We start from the raw sequence: 22624 nt of genomic DNA on the forward strand, positions 1-22624 counted from the left end.
AACAATCCCGACGCATAAGGAGCAGTGGTCGCTGTGAACATGGGCAAGAAGATGCACAAGAACATGGGCAAGGACATGCACCAGAAGATGCACATGAGGCACCCCCGCAAGAAGACGTGGAAAGAGCTCTCCCCGAGGGCGAAGATCGGAACAATCGCCGGCGCGGTTATCCAACTGACGCTGCTCGTTGCAGCCCAACGCGACATTTCGCGCCGGCCCGCAGCGGAAATCCGCGGCAGCAAAGCGATGTGGAGGGCTGCCACCCTAGTGAACTTCATCGGTCCGGGGTGCTATTTCACCTTCGGCGTGAAGCGCCTTCCCGCCACGAAATAGCCACGGCCAACCACCCGCCCGGGATCTACTGGCAGGTAGCCGGAGGGCAGCGTTAAGTGCGCGCGTTCAGTTTAAGCCTGTAAATTGAACGTATGACCCCAACCAAAAAGCCTGCCCTGCACCGTGCCCTCGGTATCTCCAAGGAGATTGAAGACGCGGCGTGGTTCGTGCTGGGCCCGGGGTTGCTCGGCAAGGCGTCCGCCCTGGACGGCCGCACCAAGACATGGTCTGTCCCGGCGGCCGCGGAGTTGCTGGAACGTCTCGAACGAGGCGTTCCAGACCCCAAGGCGCCGATGATGACCAACCTGCGCCAGAACCTCGAAGACGCGACGCGCGGGGCGAAGCAACTCGCAGTGGAGCTCCTGTTCCTCCAGTCCCTGCCGCTGGCCCACGAGGTCAAGTCACTCAAGGTCAAGCGGGCCCGTGTCGCCGAGGCCGCGTCCTGGCTGGAGCCCCCGCTTGAGCTCCCCGACGAGCTCTACGCCGGCATGACGGACCACGGTGTGATCCGGGACCGGACCGCGGAATTCAACTGGACCATCTGGGACCATCTGAAGTGGCTCTGCCGCTTCGTGCAGCACGTCGCCCAGCGGCCGGCCGGCGTCGTCCAGGCCGCGGTCAAGGACCCGCTGGCCTTCCACCGGCTGGTCGCCGGGACCCCGGATGACCAGCCGGCCATCCGCCGCAGCATCGAGTTCCTGGTCTGGCCCAGCTACTTCGAACCTGTCGTGGCCGACGTCGAACGGCAGGAAATCCGCGACGCCTTTGCCTCCCTCGTGGGCGGCGCCAAGGGGGATAGCGACGAGGAAATTTCCGCGGATATCCACCGCATCCGCCTCCATCTGGACCAGCAGGCCGGGCAGCGGATCGACTGGTACTCCCGCCAGCTGGTGAGCCAGTGGCGGAAGGTCGGTGATCCGGGTCGTCGCGCCTGGCTGCTGCGCACCCACCACGACAACGCTGAGCTGCTGGGGGAGTGGCGGGACGAGGAGGCAGTGACGCTCGACGTCGAACACCTCCGCCTGCTGGACCCCGGCGTGACCGCCGGGCTGGTCCAGAACGCCGTTGACGAGGACTACAAGCACCTCGGCTACGTGGAGCGGGAGGACACCAAGACCGCCGTCTTCGCCTTCCTGACCGTGATGAAGCCGGGCGATCTCGCGCTCTACCAGAGCTCGGGCAAGGTCCGGATCGGGGTGGTCCTCGGCGAGCCGGAGCACGCCAAGGACAACCGCCAGCTCCGCCGCAAGGTCCGTTGGTTCGATGAGGAACACGACGTCACCGGCCTGCCCCGGCACGTGCAGCGGCAGCTGACCACGTCCGGCAACATCGTGGACATCACCCGCGTGATCCAGGCGCTTGAGGCGCTCCTGCCCGCCGAAGCCGAATCCGAGACCGGCGACGGCGTCGAGCCGGCCGCCGCCGTCGAACCGGTCAGTGAAGGTTTCCGCCCGCTGACGGAGGAGTTCGCCGCGTCCCTGCACATGGACCTGGAGCCGCTGCAGGAAATCGCAGAACTCCTCGAGGAGAACCGGCAGTTGGTCCTTTACGGCCCGCCGGGAACCGGCAAGACGTACCTCGCCAAGCACCTCGCCGCCGAGCTCGCCGGCGACACCACGGACGAGCGGGTCAAGCTGGTGCAGTTCCACCCCTCGTACGCCTATGAGGACTTCTTCGAGGGCTTCCGCCCGGACAAGACGGATGAGGGCCAAGTGTCCTTCAAGCTCGTGGCCGGTCCGCTGCGGCGGCTCGCGGAGGAGGCCGCCAAACCCGGCAACGAGAGCAAGCCGTACTTCCTGATCATCGACGAGATGAACCGGGCGAACCTCGCCAAGGTGTTCGGTGAGCTGTACTTCCTGCTCGAATACCGGGATGACCGGATCTACCTCCAGTACAGCCCCAATGAGCCGTTCACGCTGCCGGACAACCTCTACATCATCGGCACCATGAACACCGCGGACCGCTCCATCGCGATGATGGACGCGGCCATCCGGCGGCGCTTCTCGTTCATCGAGCTCCATCCGAAGACGGAGCCTGTGAAGGGCTCACTCTTGCGATTCCTGCAGGCCCGCGACCTGGACACGACGCCGGCCTTGTTGCTGGACGCCTTGAACGACGCCATCGATGAATGGGACCGGGACCTGATGATCGGGCCCTCCTACTTCATGAAGAAATCCGCGCAGACGCCCAAGGGCCTCCGCCGGATCTGGAAGTACGAGCTCATGCCGCTGCTGGAAGAGCACTATCACGGACAGCTCAACCGCGCCCAGCTCGAGGAGCGGTTTGGACTGGAACAACTCCTCGGCCGCCTTGCGCACGTCTAGGCTGACGCCGTCCGGGGGCGCTGTGGCGCTGGACCGGAGTGTGGCGGACCGGAACACGGCCGGCCGGGGTACGTCCGCGCCGGGCGCACTCGGAGCGGGCGGGCCCGGACGGGGCATGCAGGCCCGGGCAGCGTCTGGCCCGGCTGTGCCCGGGCGCGGCGGCGCGGTGGCCGGGCGGCACCTTGTCATCGACGAGCTCTCCGCCGGCGTCGTGGAGCGGCTTGATCCGGACACCGCGGCCTACGTCAATGCCAGCGGCCTGGCAAAAGCCTCGCCGATGGGCATGGGCCTGTACCGGATTGAACCCGTCGGCAAGGTGGGCTCGGTGCGCACCCCCACCGTCCAGTTGGAGGTGCGGCCGAAGGGACGGCTCGGTCTGAGCCGGCTCCTGTTCCTGCTCGGCTACGCGGGGGATCAAGGGTTCCGCGACGAATCCGTCGCCGCCGTGGAGCACACCGATCTCTGGAGCGCGCTGGCCGAGTCCCTGGCGCAGCTCGCCGACCGGGCGCTGAGCCGCGGCGTGCTGCAGGGGTACCTGATGGTGGAGGAATCCCTGCGGACCGTCAAGGGCCGGATCCGGATCTCGGACCAGATTTCCCGCCGGCCGGGAATGCTGGTCCCGCTGGAAGTCTCGTACGACGAATTCACCGAGGACATCGCGGAGAACCGGATTTTGCGCGCCGCGCTGGAACGGATGTCTCAAGTGCCGCGCGTGCGGCCGGAAGTCCTCAGCCGGCTGCGCCAGCTAAAGGGAAAGCTCGACGCCGTGACGCGCCTTCAGTCCGGCGCGCCGCTGCCGCAGTGGCGGCCCAGCCGGATGAACACCCGCTACCACGCGGCTCTCCGGCTCGCCGAGCTGATCCTGCGGAACGCCTCGGCGGAGGCCGGCGACGGCAAACAGCAGTCGGCGTCGTTCGTGGTAGATATGGCGAAAGTGTTCGAGGACTTTGTCGGGACGGCCCTGCGCGAAGCCATGGCTGCCTTCCCCGGCGAGATGCGGCTGCGCTACAACGCACTCCTCAACGAGGCCGTCCGCGACTCGGACAGGATCGTCGTGCAGCCCGGGGCAGTCCATTTCCTCGGCGGCCGGCCCGTCATGGTTTACGACGCCAAGTACAAAGCAGCAGCCGACGCCGGCGCATCGCTCTCGGGCGACCACTACCGGATGCTGGCCTACTGCACATCGCTGCGGGTGCCGACGGCATGGATCATTTACCCGGGCGCCGGGGAAATCAAGCTGCGCCGGATCCTCAACACCGACATCGACATTGTCGAGTTCCCGCTGGATTTGTCCTTGCCGCCGTCGCAAATTCTTGCCTCGGTGGCAGATCTGGCCCAGCAGTCCTGGGGCGAAGTGCTCCGGCAGGCCAGTATCGACAGGTCAGCCAGCTAAACTGCTCAGCGCGTTAGGCGGATTCGTCCTGCCGGACGCCCACGGTCAGCAGGTGGTCCAGAAGCGCTTTTTCCGGCTGGCCCGGGTTGTTGGCGACATGCCACAGCAGTTTGTCCTGCGCTTCAGCATCATCCGGGTTGGTCGACGCGAGAACCTCATTAATGATTGAGGTCGACTGCCGACGCAAGGGTTCAAGATCCGGGTCCGCTCCGCGGAACCGGCGGGGCCGGACGGCACGGTGTGTGGAATGGCTGAGGGGACGGAACTGCAGGACTGTGAGACTGTGATCTGAGGGACTGGAATCTGCCGGCGTAGCAGCCGTGTCGGGCTCGTCGTTGGACATCAGCAAGTGCGGCATGCGCTCTCCCGTGTTTGCAGTACGTAGTGGTACTGACCGAATAGTGCCTAAGGTCCCCGAATTCGAATAGTAGCGGAGACCACCTGCCTGAACCGGAAGCTGGGCGGCGCGACACGCAGGACTTCTCATGGTTCTTGCTGATTCGAGGTGGAGGCCGATGCCGGCTTAGGCCGGACATCGATGCCGGTTCATGCTGGCGGCGTGCGCTGCAGGAAAGCCTCGAGGCGGTCCTCCAGCGCCGATGGGTCCTTTAGCTCGCATTCCCAGACGGTGAGAACCTCCCAGCCATCGCGTTCGAGCTGGAGCCGTTGCTCGGCGTCGCGGTTCCGGGTCCGCGTGCGCTTTGTTTCCCAGAATTCCGCATTGGCTTGGGGCGCGTGCTGCCCCGCCCGGCAATCGTGGAAGTGCCAGAAGCAGCCGTTGACGAAGATGACTTTATGCCGGCCGGCGAAGACGAGGTCCGGGTTGCCCGGGAGTTTGCCGCCGGCTGCGCTGCCGTGCAGCCGGTACCGGTAGCCCTTTGCATGCAGCAGCTTGCGGACCAGCATTTCGGGCTTCGTATTCTTGCCCCGAATGCGGGACATGTTCCAGCTGCGCCGCTCGGGGGTCAGCTTGTCCGCCATCATTCAAGTCTAGGCGGCCGCCCGGGCAGGTCCCAGGGCGGGTCCTGGGGCGTCAGCGCGCTGACTGTGACCGACGGGCAACGAGACCCCGGCGATGCCGGACGCCGAACGGCGGCCGGGAGACGACGTCGGGCCTTAGATCTCCCGTTCAGGGTGTTCGCCGAACTGGAAGTGTCGGCCACTGACAGACGCTGGCGTAATTTCTACGTAGAAGTCCTTCAATGTTGGAACCCAGGGTTTCAGTCCGAGGGCCTCGGCTTCGGCGATATCGGCCGATTGGTCAAGAACGCGCGCAGTGCCTCGCAGGACCACAGACCACGCTTCCTCGGACAAAATGCCGTCCGTTTCGAAAAGCACCTTCGAATTAATGGTGAGCTCGGCCAATTTGTTTCCCGGGGCTGTGCGGAGGAACAATTTCCGGCCGCTGACCGCGTAGTTCACAGGGAAGATGTCGGGGTCTCCGGCCACGGTGACCACGAGCCTGCCGTGTTTTGTGCCCTCGATCAGTTTCCAGCTTTGCTCGTCGTCCAGCTTGAGGATGGGATTGCCGTCTTCGTGTTCGAACATCATGGGTTCATTGTTCTGAAACGAGCCGACGATTGCTAGGGGCTAAAGGACTGACGGCCCGCCGTCCGGGGCGGCGAAAGCCGCGTCAATCGCGCGCCTGTGGATAACTTTGTTGACCAAAATGTGACGTCGGTTACCCTTAAGCAATTGCTTGGCTTCGCGCGTCTTGATATCTATCGGGGGAGTAGCTGACCATGACATTTCGCAGTTCGTTTTCCGGTCCCTGGCGCGCCTGCACGGTCGCCGTGGTGTCGCTCTCCCTGATGTCGGTCTCCGCTTGTACCGGAGGTGGAGCGCCACCTCCCGGATCCTCACCTTCCGAGTCCCAAAGCCCGGCCGCATCGACCACTCCGAGCGCCACTCCGACGCCCACGGCCGCCTACAAACCCGCCGACGCCTCGGGTAGGGCCCAGAACGTCCCGGTTCCAGTACTGCCCGAGGCAGCGAAAGCGGAAACAAAGGAAGGGCTTGAGGCGTTTGCCCGGTACTGGTATTCGCTCTTGAATTATTCATACGAGACCGGTGATTTATCCGGCATCAACTCCATCTCCGGCCCTTCATGTGCCCTCTGCGGAAAAGTCTTTCCTGGGATCCAGAAATGGAATGCAGAGGGAAGATGGATAGTCGGCGCTACCGTCACCGTCCATGCCGTCCAGTCAAGATTCGTCAAAACGCCGAATGGGGATTTCCAAGTTGCCATCCAGTCGCAACAAGCGGCGGGATCGCTGAAGAATGCAGACGGAACTGAAGCGCAGGTAGTTTCCGAGTCCGCCATGTTGGGGGACTTGATGGTTGCGAGATATGAGGGGGGACGTTGGGCCGTCCAGAACGTTGATCGGCTCGGGGGCTGAGCAATGTCCGCCGGAGCTGCATTGCGGTCGATTGTGACAACTTTCCTAGTAGCGGCAGGTCTTCTGGTGGCTCCGATGTGTGCGGTGGCCAACGACTCGGACGTCTCCTGGAACAAGTCCGGACTTGGTGTGTGGCGCTACGACTCAGGCGTTGGAGTATGGGTGGATGCGCCAGGTGCTTTATCGGAAGACCCGAACACCTATCGATTTGAATACCTCTGTCTTGACGCCACAAAGAACAACTTCGACATTGCTTGCCTGGCAGGTGCAGTGCGGTGTGACGAAGGGACTGACGGGCGCCCCGTAAGGTGGTATTCATCGCTGAAAGTTTTCATTCCCCCGATATGGTCAACGATTCGTCCCGATCGGTGCGTCTATTCAGAGAATCCTGACGATGTACTCGACAGAATCGCGGCGCAGATCCAGACTAGATTTCAGCAGCTGCCAGTCAGTCCAGGAAATGCCGTCATGCAGCCGAGTCCACACACTCTGAGAGGCGCAGAGACAAATTTCTACGCGGAAGCCGTCGAGCAAACCTTTGGCGTCGACATGCTGGGCCAGAGGGTCTCCATTGTGGCGAAACCCGTCGAGTACACCTGGAACTACGGCGACGGCACGTCACTGGGTCCGCAAACGGCGCCCGGCGGACCGCTTCCGCAGGACCGGTGGGGCGAGAAGACCCTGACGAGCCACGTCTACGCCCAGACCGGCGACTTCCCGGTGGTCCTGACAACGCATTTCCAAGGCACCTACTCCGTAAATGGAGGACCGGCGCTGCCGATTCCCGGCCAAGGACAATTCAGCTCGCCCCCGCAGACCATGAGCGTCTGGCGGTCGATCACCAGGAATTACGCGGACACGTGCCTGCAGAACCCCCAAGGCCAAGGCTGCCCCGGCGTCGCGCCGCCTCCCTGAGGCGGCACCACAGCCCGTGGCTAGGCTCGCAACTCCCGGTCTACCCGGTCCATCCGGGCGCTCACCAGCTGGCAGCGGGGATCACCCGGTCCGAGCAATGCCGCCGCTGCTGCCGCCGTTGCCGTGTCGGAGGATCCCATATCGCTTGTGCACCATTGCAGCATCAGCCCAGCATCGCCGCTGCACCGTATGGAGGCCCCCACTGCCAGGTTGAGCTCGTCGCGCATAAACCCGACCGCCAAATTGGTCGAACGGGTGAGCAGTTGCGCCGGGTAAGCCGCAAAGGCCTCGGCCACACGCCCCTCCCGCAGATGGCCGGCCACGACGGAGGCATCCGTCACGACGGTGACGGTTGGCGAGAATCGGTAGGGGTTCGCTTCCACGACATCGCCCAGGATGCTGCGGATCCGGTGCATCTCGGTCCGGATCGCCGCGCCGGTGCCTGCGTCGCCATGGATCTCGTACGCCAGTTCGTCGGCACTCCAGCCCTGGTCGCGCGAGGCCAACAGGGCCAGGATCTCGGCACGGCGCAACGTAAGCGGGCGTCTGGTGCCGCCGTCGAGCGCCGCAGACGGCGAGTCGCCCAGTAGCCGCAGCAGCAGCTGTGCCCGAACGCCGCCGTCGCGCAGTGTCCGCTCGTCACGCAGTGCCGGCTGCCCCGGACGCCGGACGCCGCCGCCGGGAGCCGGAACCGATTTCAGCAGTTCCTCCGCAAGCCGCACCCCACACCGGACCAGCCGCAGGCTGTCCGGCGTGACCGATTCGAACGGGCCGGAGACGTCCAGAACGCCGACGATTTCGCCCGTCAAAGGATCGCGAATGGGGGATGCGGTGCACGCCCACTCATGATGGGTCCGCACGAGGTGCTCGGCCGAGAAGAGCTGCGCCGGGGCGCCTGTCACCAACGCCTCGCTGATGGCATTGGTCCCCACCCCTGACTCGGACCAGTCGGCGCCCTCGACGAACTCCAGGGAGTCCGCGAGCCGCAACGCCTGTTTGCTGCCAACGCGCCACAGGACTTCGCCCTCGTGGTCTGTCACGATCAGCAAGTGGCGCCCGGTCACTGTCTCATCGGCCAGCAACTGCGACAGCGCGGGCATGACAGCGGCCAGCCGGTGGCCGGCACTTAGGGAGCGCGCCTCCGAGACCTCATGCCGGTGGGGCGGCCGGTGCTGGTCCGGATTGATGCCCAATGCCAGAGACCGCTGCCAGGACTTGATGAGCGACGGCGGCAGGTGCGGATCCGGATTGCCGGAAATGGTGGCCTCGTGCGCCGCCCGGAGCGTCCGGGCGTACTCCGCCGGCGCCGAAAACCTGAGGTCTGAGGGGTGCGTTATGGAGCCATTGCCCTGCCGCATGCTCATTCTCCCAACTCGCCCTCGAATCGTCGCACCCGGCCGGTTCCCCGCCGCTTCCCCGCCGCCGTCGGCTGCTGTGAGCGGCGGACAACGGCTTGAGAGCTCCGTGTAACCCGATTGTAACCCCCTGCGACTTTTACTTGTGATGCGGGTCACTGCGTGGTCTAGGGGTCACGCAACGGGAGCGACCCACTGTCAGCAATAGAAAGAGGAATCATGCCTGAGACACCAAACGGCGTCGTCGGGGCGTGGTTGGCGCAGTTCGAAGAGGCGCTGCGCAGCCACAACACGGACGCCGCACTGGAGCTTTTCGACGACGATTCGTACTGGCGCGACTTCGTCTCCTTCACCTGGAACCTCAAGACCCTCGAGGGTAAAGAGGACATTCGTCGCATGCTGGAGGCGACCCTTGACGACGTGCAACCCAGCAACTGGGCCCTCGCCGAGGACGCCACCGGGGACGCTGCGAACGCCGAGGCCTGGGTCAATTTCGAGACCGCCCAGGCCCGCGGCCACGCCCATCTGCGTCTCCGCAACGGCAAATGCTGGACCCTGCTCACCACCATGCAGGAGCTCAAGGGCTTTGAGGAAAAGAAGGGGCCGAACCGGGAGAAGGGAGTGGCCCATCAGATCACGAAGGGCCGCAAGTCCTGGTTGGAACTGAAGGAAGAGCAAGAAGCGCGGCTCGGCTACGAAGACCAGCCCTACACAGTGATTATCGGCGGCGGCCAGGGAGGGATCGGGCTGGGTGCGAGGCTGCGCAGGCTCGGCGTGCCCACCATCATCATCGAAAAGAATGAGCGCGCGGGTGACTCGTGGCGCAACCGCTACAAGTCCCTGCACCTGCACGACCCTGTCTGGTACGACCACCTGCCCTACATCAAGTTCCCCGACGACTGGCCGGTTTTCGCGGCGAAGGACAAGATCGGCGACTGGCTCGAGAACTACACCCGGATCATGGAGCTGAACTACTGGTCCAAGACCGAGTGCACCAACGCTCGCTTCGATGAAGCGTCCCAGGAGTGGGTGGTGGAGGTGGTGCGCGACGGCGAACCGGTCACCCTGCGCCCCAAGCAGCTCGTCTTCGCCCTGGGCGTCTCGGGGTACCCCAGCGTTCCCGTGTTCGACGGCGCCGAGTCCTTCCTAGGGGAGCAATACCACTCGTCCAAGCACCCGGGCGGCGGAGACTGGACCGGGAAGAAAGCCGTGGTTATCGGTTCCAACAATTCCGCGCACGATATCTGCGCGGACCTCTGGGAGCACGGCGCGGACGTCACTATGGTCCAGCGGTCCTCCACGCACATCGCCCGCAGCGAATCCCTCATGGACCTGGCGCTCGGCGGCCTGTACTCCGAACAGGCGCTCGCCAACGGCGTCACCACGGAGAAGGCCGATCTGCTGTTTGCCTCGTTGCCGTACCGGATCCTGCCCGAAGCGCAGATCCCGGTGTATGCGGAGATGGCCGAGCGCGACGCCGAGTTCTATTCCGAGCTGGAGGCTGCCGGCTTTGACCTGGACTTCGGTGTTGACGGCTCCGGATTGTTCCTGAAGTACCTCAGGCGCGGCTCCGGCTACTACATCGACGTCGGCGCCTCCCAGCTGATCATCGACGGCCGGGTCAAGCTCGCTAACGGCGAGATCGGCAAGATCACCGGGAATTCGGTCGTGATGGCCAACGGCACGGAACTGGAGGCGGACGTCATCATTTACGCCACCGGCTATGGGTCCATGAACGGCTGGCTGGCCGATCTCGTCTCGCCCGAGGTGGCCGACGCCGTCGGCAAGTGCTGGGGCTACGGCTCTGAGACGCCGAAAGACCCGGGGCCGTGGGAGGGCGAACTACGCAACATGTGGAAGCCCACGAACGTGGAGAACCTGTGGATCCACGGCGGCAATCTGCACCAGAGCCGGCACTACTCCAACTATCTGGCGCTGCAGCTCAAGGCAAGGATGGAAGGACTGCCGACGCCGGTCTTCGAGCTTCAGCCCACACACCACGCGCGCTGAATTGAACTGATTCGAACGGCCCGTGACAATCACAGGCACGGCAACCAGACTGGGGTTAAGGCTCCATTGTGAGAAACCAATGACATTCCGTGGATGCGCCTTGCCGGGCGCATCCACGGCCTGGAATGCAAAGGCGATACACCATGAAAGCAGCACGATTTCACGCCCGTAAGGATCTCCGGATCGAAGACATCGCTGAGCCTGAGCTGCGTCCGGGGGCGGTGAAGATCGCGGTCGCCTGGTGCGGCATCTGCGGCACAGACCTCCACGAATTCCTGGAAGGGCCCATCTTCACCCCACCTCCCGGCAACCCCCACGTACTTTCCCACGAGGCCGCGCCGGTCACCCTGGGGCACGAGTTTTCCGGCACGGTCGAGGAACTCGGGGAAGGGGTCAGTGGCCTGGCGGTCGGAGACAGCGTCGTCGTGGAGCCGTACTTCGTCTGCAATGAATGCGGCCCGTGCCTCAGCGGACACTACAACCTCTGTACAAAACTCGGCTTCATCGGATTGGCGGGCGGCGGCGGAGGCTTGAGCGAGAAGGTGGTCGTCGACGCCCGGTGGGTGCACGCCGTCGGAGACATCCCCCTGGATGAGGCCGCTCTCATCGAACCCCTCGCGGTGGCGTATCACGCCGTCGGCCGCAGCGGGCTCAAGGCCGGGGACGTCGCCGTCGTCGGAGGAGCCGGACCCATCGGCCTGCTCACCGCCGCGGTCCTCAAAGGCATCGGCATCACTACGATCGTCACCGAGCTGTCGACCGCCCGCAAGGACAAGGCGGCCTCGTCCGGGGTTGCCGATCACGTTCTCGACCCGAGCTCAGTTGACGTCAAGGCGCGCGTGCTGGAACTGACCGGCGGCGCAGGGGCCAACGCGGCGTTTGAATGTGCCGGCGTGAATGCCGTGCTGGACACGATGCTCGACGTCGTCAAGCCCGCGGGCGTCGTCGTCAACGTGTCGATCTGGGGGCATCCGGCCACGGTGGACATGCAGAAAGTCGTGCTGAAGGAAATCGATCTGCGCGGCACCATCGCCTACTGCGGTGATCATGCGGCCGCCATCAAGCTCGTCCAGGACGGAAAAGTCGACCTCAAACCCTTCATTACCGGAAGAATCGCCTTGGATGATCTGGTGGACCAGGGGTTCGACACGCTGATCAACCACAACGACACCGCGGTGAAAATCATCGTCCACCCGTAGTGATTCGAGTCTCATCAGGAATAGTTGCAGACGCCTCGCAGTTGCCGCCAGTGAACCCATTTCACTGTGAAAGGAATTGCGCATGCTGTTTTCCCCGATGACCCTCGGCGAGCTGGAACTGCCCAACCGTCTCGTGATGGCGCCGCTGACCCGTCTTCGCTCGGGCCGGGAAGGAATCCCGGGGCCGCTGGTTGTTGAACACTACCGCCAGCGCGCCTCGCTCGGCCTGATCGTCAGCGAGGGCACCTACCCGAGCCACGCAGGCCAGGGCTTCCCGGGCCAGCCCGGCCTGGTGACCCCGGAGCAGCTCGAGGGCTGGTCCAATGTCACTGCGGCCGTCCACGCCGAAGGTGGCCGGATTTTCGCCCAGGTCATGCACGCCGGCCGGGTCACGCACCAGGACACCAATGGCGGTCATGAGGTTGTGGCGCCCAGCGCCATCGCGATCGACGGCGAAACCCGCACCTACGCGGGCAAGCAGCCGTTCCCCGTTCCGCGCGCCCTCACCACCGAGGAACTGCCGGGCATCGTCAAGGAATTCGTCACGGCGTCGCGCAAGGCGGTCGAGGCAGGGTTCGATGGCGTGGAGCTGCACTCCGCCAACGGTTACCTGCTCCACGAATTCCTCGCTCCGTCCGCTAACCAGCGCGATGACATTTACGGCGGTTCGCCCGAGAACCGCGCCCGCTTTGTCCTCGAAGTGGTCGAGGCCGTTGTTGCAGCCCTCGGCGCGGACCGGGTGGGCATCCGCATTTCGCCGGAACACAACGTCCAGGGCGCCCTCGAGTTGGATGCTGCCGATGTCCGGGAGACCTACGGCCGGCTGGTCGACGGACTGGCTCCCCTGAAGCTCGCGTACCTCAGCGTCCTCCACAAGGAGCCCACGAGCGCACTCGTCCAGGACCTGCGCGCTCGCTTCGGCGGGACATTCCTCGTGAACACCGGCTTTGGCGTCATCACGACCCGCGACGAGGCAGTGGCACTCGTGGCCGACGGTCACGCGGACGCCGTCGTCGTCGGACGCCCGGCCATCGCGAACCCGGACCTCGCCCGCCGCTGGCGCGAAGGCCTGCCCGTCAACGAGCCCGACCCCTCCACCTTCTACGCCGCCGGCGCCGAGGGCTACACGGACTACCCGGCCTACCAGAACTAGGCAGCGACGGGGCCACCGGCTGGACATGCCTGCGGGCTCGCGTCGCGTGGTACACACCCGCGCCACGCCCGCGGCTGGACATGTCCCTCGCCGCAAATCTTGGCCGCTGGACATGCTCAGCTTCGGCCACGAGCAGTGGACAGAATGCCATTCTGTCCACTGCTGGCATTTAACAACGAGCATGTCCCTCATTGACCGGTTCTAAGGCTGGACATGTCCACCGCATCAGTACACCTTGGGCTTACCTCGCGCCTTGAAGCTCACCCGCTGCGCACTTTGTGCACTGCGACGGACCCCCGGCTGGACATGTCCCGCCGCGTCCCTCGCGGCTGCGCATGTTCCTCGCGGCACATCATGACCAGTGGACATGCTCAGCTTCGGCCACGAGCAGTGGACAGAATGCCATTCTGTCCGCTGCTGGCATTTAACGATGAGCATGTCCCTCGTTGAGCGGTCCTGCGGATGGACATGCTCCGCGATGACACGTGCGGCCGGACATGTCCCGCTCCGCGTCCCTGGGGCACCGGGCATGTCCACTGTTACAACGCGCCAGAGGACATGTGCCTTGGCTGGTCGCGTGGCTGGGCATGTCCCGTGGTCCCTTGCCGCTGATGCAGCCCCAGAGAGGGGCATGTCCACTCGCGAGCGGTGCGAATGAGCATGTCCCGGAGGGAGCCTCCCCACGCACGCTTCCACCCCAGTCCTATAGGATCTGAACATGCAACTAGCTTCCACCGGCAGCGTCCCTGAGGGGCGTCCCGCGGGCCGCCCCGTCAGCCGGCAGGTCCTGGCGGACCACGTCTATGAAGAACTTCTGGCGTCGCTGATGGATGGCCGGCTGGAACCCGGTGCCGCGGTGAGCATCGACGGGACCGCCCGGGAGCTCGACGTTTCTCCCACACCCGTCCGTGAGGCGCTGGCCAGGCTGGAACACACCGGCATGGTGCGGCGGGTCGCGCTCAAGGGTTACCGGGTTGCTCCGGTGTTCACCCAGGAAGACTTCGCCGAGCTCATGGAGGCCCGGCTTGCGATCGAGCCCGTCAACGCCCGCTTGGCCTGCGCCCGGCTGACGCCAAATCACCTCAAGGAACTGGAACAGGCGGTGGTCGACCTCAAGGACGCGCCGCGCGGGCCGTCCTTTGCCGAATTCCGCGGCTACCTCGAAGCCGACGAGCGGTTCCACCGGCTCATCGCGGAGCAGACCGGCAACCAGTTCATGGTGGCCGCCTATGCCGCCCTCGGCGGACAGATCCAGCGCTTCCGCCTGTTCGGGGGAGTGGGCATCACCGACGCCGACCACGCGATCGCCGAACACCAGGCCGTCCTGGATGCGTTGGCCTCGGGGGACCCGCAGAAGGCTGAAGCCGCCATGGCGGAGCACGTGCGCAAGGTGCGCGGCCGGGCCATTGCGGACGCGCCGGCAGACTGACCGCCCAGCATTTCCGGAGATCCCTTCACGCGAACGATGAATGCCTATAGGATCTTCGATTGTTGCCAATGACCCCGATGTGACCTTGACAACACCCTTTCGATGGTAAATCCTATAGGAAACAGGATTCCACATAGGAGTGACCCATGGCTTACACCGCCGAAAACTGGCCCATCACCGCGGCGCTGCTGCAGTTCCCCGGCACCGACGCCCAAGGCACCCCCGTCAACGACGCCCCGGCGTCCGTCTGGGCCGACGTCCTGCAGGAAGTCAAGGACGCAGGCTTTGCCAACGCGGACCTGACGGACAGCTGGGTCCGGCCCGGCGACCTCAGCTCGGCCCGGCTTGCGGAGTTCAAGCAGACCGCGGAGAACGTGGGCATCGGCATCCCCGTCATTTCAGCCATCCGCCGCAGCGTGATCGAGGCCGGTAACTGGGAAGCCAACCTCGCCTACAGCCACCGCACCATCGACGCCGCCGCCGAACTCGGCTGCGAAGTGGTGTCCTTCGGACTGCACCAGGCCATCACCGCCGAGCAGCAGAAACAGCTCTGGTTCTGGACCGTCGAAGGCTACAAGGACCCGGTGGGGGACAAGGAAGCCTGGAACAACGCCGTCACCCGCCTGCGGAAACTGGGTAGGCACGCGGCCGACGTCGGCGTCCTGCTCTCGCTTGAAATGTACGAGGACACCTACCTCGGCACCGCGGATTCCTCCGTTCAGCTGGTCCAGGACATTGGACTGGCCAACGTCGGCCTCAACCCGGACCTTGGCAACCTCATCCGGCTCCACCGACCGATCGAGGACTGGCGCGAAATGGTCGCCAAGACCCTCCCGTACTCCAACTACTGGCACATGAAGAACTACATCCGCGACGAGGACGTCGCCCGGAACACCTACGTCGCGATGCCGGCCCCGATGGAAAGCGGCCTCATTAACTACCGTGAGGCGTTCAAGGTGGCGCTTTCGGTCGGTTTCCAGGGCATCCTCTGCACCGAGCACTACGGCGGCGACGGCCTCAGCGTCACGGCCAGCAACCAGGACTACCTCCGCCGCCAGGTCCTGCCGAAGACCGACGGCTACACCCTCGGCCAGAGCCAGGTGGCCCAGGGACGGCAGCAGCCCGCGACGGCGGAACTCGCCAGCGTCTGACCCGGCGCCCGGTGCAGCTGTCTAGCCAATTGGGGGCGGCTGCACCACCCCGTTTCACCCCAGATCCACTTCTCCAACACGGATTCAATGAGGAAACCATGACCCAGATCTTCGACAACCCCGCTGACTTTGCGGATGAGGCACTGGACGGCTTCGTGGCAGCCAACCGCGGCTACGTAGCGCGTGTCGACGGCGGCGTCGTCCGCTCCACCGAGGTCCCGGCCGGGCAGGTTGCCCTAGTGGTCGGCGGCGGCTCCGGGCACTACCCGGCGTTCGCAGGCCTGGTCGGGCCGGGACTGGCCACGGCCTCGGCCTGCGGCAATATGTTCGCCTCGCCTGCGGCCGGCCAGGTCTACCGGGTAGCCAAGGCGGCCAACGCCGGTGGCGGCGTGCTGCTGAGCTACGGCAACTACGCCGGTGACGTCCTGCACTTCGGCCAGGCCCAGCTGCGCCTCAACGCCGAAGGCATCGAGACCCGCACCGTCCTGGTCACCGACGACATCGCCAGCGCCCCGCTGGACCAGATCGAGAAACGCCGCGGCATTGCCGGGGACCTGACAGTCTTTAAGATCGCGGGCGCCGCCGCGGAAGCAGGACTGAAGCTGGACGACGTCGAGCGTCTGGCCATCCGCACCAACTACCGCACCCGCTCCCTCGGCGTCGCTTTCGACGGTTGCACCCTGCCCGGCGCGGACGCGCCGCTGTTCACCGTCCCCGCCGGGCACATGTCCCTTGGCCTGGGCATCCACGGCGAACCCGGCATCTCCGATCACCCCATGCCCACCGCCTCTGAACTGGCCGACCTCCTCGTCAGCAAGCTCCTGGCCGACAAGCCGGACGACGCCGGCACCCGCGTGGTCCCAATCGTCAACGGCCTCGGCACCGTCAAGTACGACGAACTCTTCCTGCTCTACGGCAAGATCGAGAAACTCCTCACCGCCGCCGGGCTCACCGTGGTGGAGCCCGAATGCGGCGAACTCGTCACCAGTCTGGACATGTCCGGACTCTCCCTGACCCTGCTCTGGCTGGACGAGGAACTCGAGCAGTACTGGGCCGCACCGGCCGACACTCCGGCGTTCCGCAAGGGCAACCTGGAGCCCCGGGCCCGCCGCGAACTCGCCGGGCCGGAAGCCGAGGAAGCGGCCGACGTCGAACGCCCCACCCCGGCGGCGGCAGCCCTCGGGCGGCTGGCCGCAGAGCTCCTCGGGCAGGTGCGCGACGTCGTCGTCGAGCATGAAGAAGAACTGGGCCGGCTGGACGCCATCGCCGGCGACGGCGACCACGGGATCGGTATGCGCCGCGGCGTCGATGCGGCCGTCGCGGCGGCCCGGCAGGCGGCCGCGAACGACGGCGGTGCGTCAGTTGCGCGGATCCTGACCGCTGCGGGGGAGGCGTGGAGCGAACGCGCCGGCGGCACCTCCGGCGCCCTCTGGGGCTCCGCGGTCATCGCGGCCGGGCTGGCCCTGGGCAACCAGGACAGCTACAGCGGCGAGGACGCGGCGGCCGCGGTCACCGCCTTCACCGACGCCATCACCGCTCTCGGCAAGGCCGAGCCCGGGGACAAGACCATGGTGGACGCCCTGCTGCCGTTTCAGGATTCCTTCCTTACCGCGTTCGGCGGCGGTGCAACGGTGGCCGGCTCGCTCGTCGCGGCCGCTGCCGCCGCCACGGATGCCGCTGGCCGGACCGCCGAGCTGCGCCCGCTCAAAGGCCGGGCCCGCCCGCTCGCCGAAAAGAGCCTCGGCCACCCGGACCCCGGCGCGGTGTCCTTCGCCCTCATCGCGACGCGGATCTCTGCACACATTTCCCCTACTGGAACCTGGCTCGCCAACCCCGAGCCGGCGGAACAAGGAGCACAAGCATGAGCGCAGCAACAGGCTGGCGCGTCGTCATCGGCAACGATGAGGCCGGCGTCGAATACAAGATCGCGCTGAAGGCGCTGCTCGAAGCGGATCCCCGGGTGGCTTCCGTCCAGGACGTGGGAGTCGGCGCCAACGACGCCACGGCCTACCCACACGTGGCCGTCGACGCGGCCCGGAAAGTCGCCGATGGCGACGCCGACCGGGCGCTGTTGATCTGCGGCACCGGCCTCGGCGTGGCGATCGCGGCCAACAAGGTTCCCGGCATTCGGGCCGTCACCGCCCACGACGCCTACTCCGTGGAGCGCTCGGTCCTGAGCAACAACGCCCAGGTCCTCACCCTCGGCCAGCGCGTCATCGGCCTGGAACTCGCCAAGAAGCTCGTGAGTGAATGGCTGGGCCACCACTTCGACGAAAACTCCTCCTCCGCCGCCAAGGTGGACGCCATCTGCTCTTACGAGCCTGACTACACGAAGGCAGTCTGACCATGACTGAATCAACAACCAACGCCCCGGCTCCTGAAACGAGCACAGCACCGGACACCGCAGGCGCCATCAACGCCGCCCGCAAGATTGCCGTCGTCGGCTCCGGCTACATGGGCGGCGGGATCGCGCAGGTGCTGGCCCTCGGCGGCGCGCGCGTCGCGCTGGCTGACGTGTCCGCCGAAGTGGCGCAGAAGAACTACGAGCGGTTGCTGACGGAATCGGACGAATTCGTTGCCGCCGGGCTGTTCCCGCAAGGCTCCACGGAGCTCCTGAAGGAAAATCTGTGGCCCGCCAAGGACATTGAGGAAGCCGTGGCCGACGCCGACTTCATCGAAGAAGCCGTCCCCGAGGTCATCGCGATCAAGCACCAGACCCTGGCCCGGATCAGCGCCGCCGCCCGCCCGGACGCCATCATCGGATCCAACACCTCCACGATCTCCATCGCGGACCTGTCCGAGCCCGTCAGCCACCCGGAACGGTTCCTGGGCGTGCACTTCTCGAACCCGTCACCGTTCATCCCCGGCGTCGAAATCATCCCGCACGCCGGCACCTCGGCGGCCACGGTCGGCGCCGTCCGCGACCTCGTGCACGCCGCCGGGAAGCAGACCGCCGTCGTCAAGGACGTCACCGGGTTCGTGCTCAACCGGCTCCAGTACGCGCTGTTCCACGAGGCAGCGCAGTTGGTGGAGCAGGAGATCGCGACGGCGGAAGACATCGACACCCTGGTCCGCACCACTTTCGGCTTCCGGCTGCCGTTCTTCGGACCGTTCGCCATCGCCGACATGGCCGGACTGGACGTCTATAACTTCTGCTACAAGTCCCTTCAGACCGACTTCCCCGAACGCTTTGCGACGCCGCAGATCCTCACCGATCTGGTGGATGCAGGCAAGCTGGGCACCAAGTCCGGCGCCGGGTTCCTCAACGTGCCGGCCGAGCGCACACCGGAGCTGATCGCGTACCGGAACAAGGCGTACGTGGCGATGCAGCAGCTCCTGGAGGACCTTGGTCCCGCCCCGATCAACTGAACCTACTTCTTCTTTCGCACTTTTCAGGAGCATTCCCATGAGCATTTTCCCCGCCGAACGCACGGCAATCGTCACCGGCGCCGTATCCGAGCGCGGCATCGGCCGCGCCACCGCCGGCTACCTCGCGGCGCAGGGCTGGAACGTCGGCATCATTGACCTCGACGACGCCCGCTGCAAGGCAACGGCCAAGGAACTGGCCGCGGAGCACGGCGTCAAGGCCTACGGCGCGGGCGCCAACGTCGGCGACGAGGCATCCGTCCGTGCCGCCATCGACGAAATCGAGGCCGAGCTGCCCCAGATTGTGGCACTCGCAAACGTGGCCGGCGTCAGCTCGCCGGTCCCGTACCTGGAACTTGACGCCGCCGAATGGGACCGGGTGCTCGGCATCAACCTCAACGGTGTCCACTACGCCACCCGCCGCGTGGCCGAATCCATGGTCAAGAACGGAATCGGGCGGATCGTCAACATCTCCTCGGTCTCCGCCCAGCGCGGCGGCGGGACCTACTCCAAGACACCCTACTCGGTGGCCAAAGCCGGCGTGATCGGCCTGACCCGGTCCACCGCGCGGGAACTGGGTCCCTACGACATCACGGTCAACGCCATCTCCCCGGGCCCCATCGACACCGACATCATGGGCGGCACGCTCAGCGAGGAACGCAAAGACGAACTCACCAAAGACCTCGTGGTCAACCGCGTCGGTTCCACCCGGGACATCGCGGCCGCCATCGCCTTCCTCATCAGCGAGGACGCCGGCTACATCTCCGGGCAGACGCTGAATGTGGATGGCGGACTCTACATGCACTAAGGAAGTAGTCCCGTGGCACACCACAGCAAGACTGCCGCTCCCGCCGGATTCGCGAGCTGGAGCAAAGGACGGAAGATCTATCTCGCCGTCGGGATCCTGGCCTGCGTGGCCGGAATCCTGATGATGGCCTTATCCCGTTAGCCGGCGCTTCGCCCGCTCGCTTCACCCATCTGCTTTGCACCTCTGCGTCTCCACCCGTTCCATCTGCTCGTTCGACCTGTTCTACCTTCCTGATCTACTCAACTGATTCACTCAATGAGGAGTTTTGATGTCCGTAGCAACAACCTCCACCAGGGATCTCCTGGAGACACCGGTCCTGAAATCGGCCATCTCCAAGGCGTCCCGGCGGCTCATGCCGATGCTCGTCATCCTGTACGTGGTGGCGTTCCTGGACCGCACCAACGTGGGCTTTTCCGAGGCGGCCCTCGGAGTGGACAAGGGCATTAGCGCCGGCGCCTTCGCCTTGGGCGCCGGGATCTTCTTTATCGGCTACGCCCTGTTCGAAATTCCGAGCAACCTGCTCCTGACCAAGTTCGGGGCCAAGGTGTGGCTGGCCCGCATCGCCATCACCTGGGGCATCGTCTCCGCCTGTTTCGCGTTCGTGCAGGGCGAGACGTCCTTCATCATCCTGCGGTTCCTGCTGGGTGTGACCGAGGCCGGCCTGTTCCCGGGCGTCATCATGTTCCTGGCCGCGTGGTTCCCCAACAAAGTCCGGGTCAAGATGTTCGCGATCTTCTACCTCGCGCAGCCCTTTTCCCAGATGATGGGCGCACCGCTGTCCGGCTGGCTCATCAATATCGGCGACCAGGTCCCCGGCGTCCAGGGTTGGCAGGTCATGTTCTTCGTCGAAGGCATGCTGGCCGTCCTGGCCGGTGTCGCGGCGTACTTCTTCCTCATCAACAGCCCGCAGGACGCCAAGTTCTTGGAGAAGGACGAGAAGAAGGCGCTCCTGGACGTCATGGCTTTGGAGGACGGCGTCAAGGAAGAGACCGGCCCGCGCGGTGTGCTGGCTGCCATTAAGAACGGCAAGGTCTGGTACTTCACGGTCATCTACTTCTGCCTGCAGGTCGCCGTCTACGGCGTCACCTTCTACCTGCCGCAGCAGGTGGCGCAGCTGACCGGGCAAAAGGTGGGCCTCGCCGTCGGACTCATGGCGGCAATCCCGTGGTTCTTCGGCATCTTCGCCTGCTACTTCATCGGCAAGGCAGCCAATACGGTGATCCGCCGCAGGGTCTGGGGCACCGGACTCTTCATCTCCACCGGTCTATGCATCTTCGGCTCGGCTTGGGCCGGTGCCAACCACATTCCGGCCCTCGGCATCGTTTTCATCAGCCTGGCCGTCTGCAGCTTCCTGTCCATCGGTCCCATCGCGTGGTCCTACCCGACGGCGTTCCTGACCGGAACTGCGGCAGCCGCAGGCATTGGCCTGATCAACTCGCTGGGCAACCTGGGCGGCTTCGTCGCCCCGATCCTGCGGACGTCCGTCAACCAGATCACGGCATCCGACACCGGAACCATGGGTGTGTACGCCCTGGGCGTGCTGCCATTCCTGGCCGCGGTCATGATGTTCGCAACCAAGAGGTTCAGGAACAAGGCCGACGAGCTGCTGGAGCAGTAACCGGCTTCGACGTCGCAGCCCCCAACTTCGCAGTCCCTGGACCCACCAGAAAGCACCCGCAATGCAGCAGACTTCCAGCCGCCAGACTTCCCGCCAGAGCATTCTGGTGGGCGTCAGCACCAAGATGTACCTGGGGTACCGGGACAGCCTGGCTTGGCTGGAGCAGTTGCGGAATGAAGTGGACGCCCGTCCGGCCCTCGCGGCCGGGCGGGTTGTCCCGTTTGTAATTCCGTCCTTCCCCGTCCTGCCCGCGGCAGCCCGGCTACTAGAGGGGTCGCCGCTGCTGCTCGGGGCGCAGAACTGTGGCTGGGCCGACGGCTCGTGGACCGGGGAAGTGGCTCCGTCCATGCTCGCGGAGCTGGGCGTCCGCCTCGTGGAAATCGGCCACGCCGAACGACGCCGGCACTTCGGCGAAGACGACGCCATGGTGGCCCTCAAGACCCGAGCAGCCGACGACGCCGGGCTTACGCCCTTGCTGTGCGTGGGGGAGACCAAGGCCGGGGAACCGGCTGCCGCAGCGGACCGTGTGTACCGCCAGATCGCATCGGCTGTCGACGGCGACTGGAACCGCGCCGGCCGTTTGGTGGTGGCCTATGAACCGGTCTGGGCGATTGGCGCGGCAGAGCCGGCGGCCGCGCCCTACGTGTCCGACGTCGTCCGCGCACTCCGCGGGCGCCTCGCCACGGCCGGGGTTCCCGGGCTTCCGATCATCTACGGCGGTTCGGCCAAGCCCGGTTTGCTGCCCACGCTCGAGGGTGTCTCCGGCCTGTTCCTGGGCCGCTTCGCGCACAACCCCGCGAACTTCGGGCGCGTGCTCGACGAGGCACTGCTGCTCGCGGGCGCGGGCGCGGGTGTGGGCGCGGGAGTGGAAGATGGTGGGATTGACAGGATGGGTCTGATGGATCGGACGGGTTGAGGGCCCGACATCCGCGGGACATGTCCAGCCCTGACCGCGAGCGATGGACATGATGCCTTGATGTCCCTTGGTCACGACAAAGAATGAGCATGTCCCTTGAGGTCACGCGTGAACAATGAGCATGTCCCGTGTTGTAGCTGCCTGTTAATGAGCATGTTCTCCGACATGGCTAGCGAAGCGTGAGCATGTCCAGCCCTGACCCCGAGCGATGGACATGACGCCTGAATGTCCCTTGGTCAAGGCAAAGAATGAGCA

21 protein-coding genes are annotated in these 22624 nt (G+C 65.4%); 17 read left to right on the forward strand and 4 right to left on the reverse strand.

Annotated features, from left to right (window positions below; translation table 11 throughout):
* Positions 1-24: 24 nt before the first annotated feature.
* From C9424_RS19355 to C9424_RS19365, 3 genes are all read left to right on the forward strand, one after another.
* Positions 25-333, forward strand: coding sequence for a hypothetical protein (locus C9424_RS19355; RefSeq protein ID WP_442862056.1), 309 nt, complete (start codon positions 25-27; stop codon positions 331-333).
* Between the two features lie 92 nt (positions 334-425).
* Positions 426-2657, forward strand: coding sequence for an McrB family protein (locus C9424_RS19360; protein ID WP_116768479.1), 2232 nt, complete (start codon positions 426-428; stop codon positions 2655-2657).
* Between the two features lie 115 nt (positions 2658-2772).
* Positions 2773-4050, forward strand: coding sequence for an McrC family protein (locus C9424_RS19365; RefSeq protein ID WP_237563570.1), 1278 nt, complete (start codon positions 2773-2775; stop codon positions 4048-4050).
* A 13-nt stretch (positions 4051-4063) separates the two neighbouring features.
* Here the strand turns inward: C9424_RS19365 and C9424_RS21515 are convergent, their stop codons facing one another.
* The 3 genes from C9424_RS21515 to C9424_RS19380 all read right to left on the reverse strand — a co-directional run bounded on the left by C9424_RS21515 (position 4064) and on the right by C9424_RS19380 (position 5601).
* Positions 4064-4237 carry a hypothetical protein gene (locus C9424_RS21515; RefSeq protein ID WP_161958257.1) on the reverse strand — a complete coding sequence of 58 codons (174 nt, stop codon included), beginning with the start codon at positions 4235-4237 and terminating at the stop codon, positions 4064-4066.
* A 359-nt stretch (positions 4238-4596) separates the two neighbouring features.
* Positions 4597-5031, reverse strand: coding sequence for a very short patch repair endonuclease (locus tag C9424_RS19375; protein WP_116768481.1), 435 nt, complete (start codon positions 5029-5031; stop codon positions 4597-4599).
* A 135-nt stretch (positions 5032-5166) separates the two neighbouring features.
* Complete coding sequence (locus tag C9424_RS19380; protein WP_116768482.1) at positions 5167-5601, reverse strand: pyridoxamine 5'-phosphate oxidase family protein; 435 nt, start codon at positions 5599-5601, stop codon at positions 5167-5169.
* A gap of 260 nt (positions 5602-5861) precedes the next feature.
* Here C9424_RS19380 and C9424_RS21990 point away from each other — a divergent pair, with 260 nt between their 5' ends.
* Both C9424_RS21990 and C9424_RS19385 read left to right on the forward strand, forming a co-directional pair.
* Complete coding sequence (locus C9424_RS21990; protein WP_237563572.1) at positions 5862-6449, forward strand: DUF6318 family protein; 588 nt, start codon at positions 5862-5864, stop codon at positions 6447-6449.
* A 468-nt stretch (positions 6450-6917) separates the two neighbouring features.
* Positions 6918-7364, forward strand: coding sequence for a PKD domain-containing protein (locus tag C9424_RS19385; protein ID WP_116768483.1), 447 nt, complete (start codon positions 6918-6920; stop codon positions 7362-7364).
* 20 nt (positions 7365-7384) lie between these two features.
* Here C9424_RS19385 and C9424_RS19390 read toward each other — a convergent pair whose 3' ends face one another.
* A complete protein-coding gene (locus tag C9424_RS19390) occupies positions 7385-8722 on the reverse strand; it encodes a helix-turn-helix domain-containing protein (RefSeq protein ID WP_116768484.1) in 1338 nt (445 codons plus the stop codon).
* 216 nt (positions 8723-8938) lie between these two features.
* Between C9424_RS19390 and C9424_RS19395 the strand changes: the two genes are divergently transcribed.
* From C9424_RS19395 to C9424_RS19445, 12 genes are all read left to right on the forward strand, one after another.
* The gene (locus C9424_RS19395) at positions 8939-10729 is read left to right on the forward strand and encodes an NAD(P)/FAD-dependent oxidoreductase (RefSeq protein ID WP_116768485.1); all 1791 of its coding nucleotides are present in this window, start codon (positions 8939-8941) and stop codon (positions 10727-10729) included.
* Positions 10730-10872: 143 nt separating this feature from the next.
* Positions 10873-11928 (forward strand): 2,3-butanediol dehydrogenase, encoded by a 1056-nt coding sequence (locus tag C9424_RS19400; protein ID WP_116768486.1) that lies wholly within the window; start codon positions 10873-10875, stop codon positions 11926-11928.
* An 82-nt stretch (positions 11929-12010) separates the two neighbouring features.
* Complete coding sequence (locus C9424_RS19405; protein WP_116768487.1) at positions 12011-13081, forward strand: alkene reductase; 1071 nt, start codon at positions 12011-12013, stop codon at positions 13079-13081.
* Between the two features lie 718 nt (positions 13082-13799).
* Positions 13800-14510, forward strand: coding sequence for a GntR family transcriptional regulator (locus C9424_RS19410; protein WP_116768488.1), 711 nt, complete (start codon positions 13800-13802; stop codon positions 14508-14510).
* 146 nt (positions 14511-14656) lie between these two features.
* Entirely contained in the window at positions 14657-15661 is a 1005-nt protein-coding gene (locus C9424_RS19415) for a sugar phosphate isomerase/epimerase family protein (protein ID WP_116768489.1), read from the forward strand.
* Positions 15662-15759: 98 nt separating this feature from the next.
* Positions 15760-17526, forward strand: coding sequence for a dihydroxyacetone kinase family protein (locus C9424_RS19420; RefSeq protein ID WP_116768490.1), 1767 nt, complete (start codon positions 15760-15762; stop codon positions 17524-17526).
* Entirely contained in the window at positions 17523-18005 is a 483-nt protein-coding gene (locus C9424_RS19425) for a ribose-5-phosphate isomerase (RefSeq protein WP_116768491.1), read from the forward strand. The genes C9424_RS19420 and C9424_RS19425 overlap by 4 nt, the downstream gene beginning before the upstream one ends.
* Positions 18006-18007: 2 nt before the next feature.
* Positions 18008-19030, forward strand: a complete 1023-nt coding sequence (locus tag C9424_RS19430; RefSeq protein WP_272914162.1) for a 3-hydroxyacyl-CoA dehydrogenase family protein — start codon at positions 18008-18010, stop codon at positions 19028-19030.
* A 37-nt stretch (positions 19031-19067) separates the two neighbouring features.
* Positions 19068-19835, forward strand: coding sequence for an SDR family NAD(P)-dependent oxidoreductase (locus tag C9424_RS19435; RefSeq protein ID WP_116768492.1), 768 nt, complete (start codon positions 19068-19070; stop codon positions 19833-19835).
* Between the two features lie 12 nt (positions 19836-19847).
* Positions 19848-19976 carry a hypothetical protein gene (locus tag C9424_RS22100; protein ID WP_272914163.1) on the forward strand — a complete coding sequence of 43 codons (129 nt, stop codon included), beginning with the start codon at positions 19848-19850 and terminating at the stop codon, positions 19974-19976.
* A gap of 127 nt (positions 19977-20103) precedes the next feature.
* A complete protein-coding gene (locus C9424_RS19440) occupies positions 20104-21453 on the forward strand; it encodes an MFS transporter (RefSeq protein ID WP_116768493.1) in 1350 nt (449 codons plus the stop codon).
* A gap of 61 nt (positions 21454-21514) precedes the next feature.
* On the forward strand, positions 21515-22369 hold the full coding sequence (locus C9424_RS19445) for a triose-phosphate isomerase family protein (protein ID WP_116768494.1): 855 nt from the start codon (positions 21515-21517) through the stop codon (positions 22367-22369).
* Positions 22370-22624: the final 255 nt, after the last annotated feature.

The sequence above is a fragment of the Arthrobacter sp. H-02-3 genome (assembly GCF_003097355.1).
GTDB classification, from domain to species: domain Bacteria; phylum Actinomycetota; class Actinomycetes; order Actinomycetales; family Micrococcaceae; genus Arthrobacter; species Arthrobacter humicola.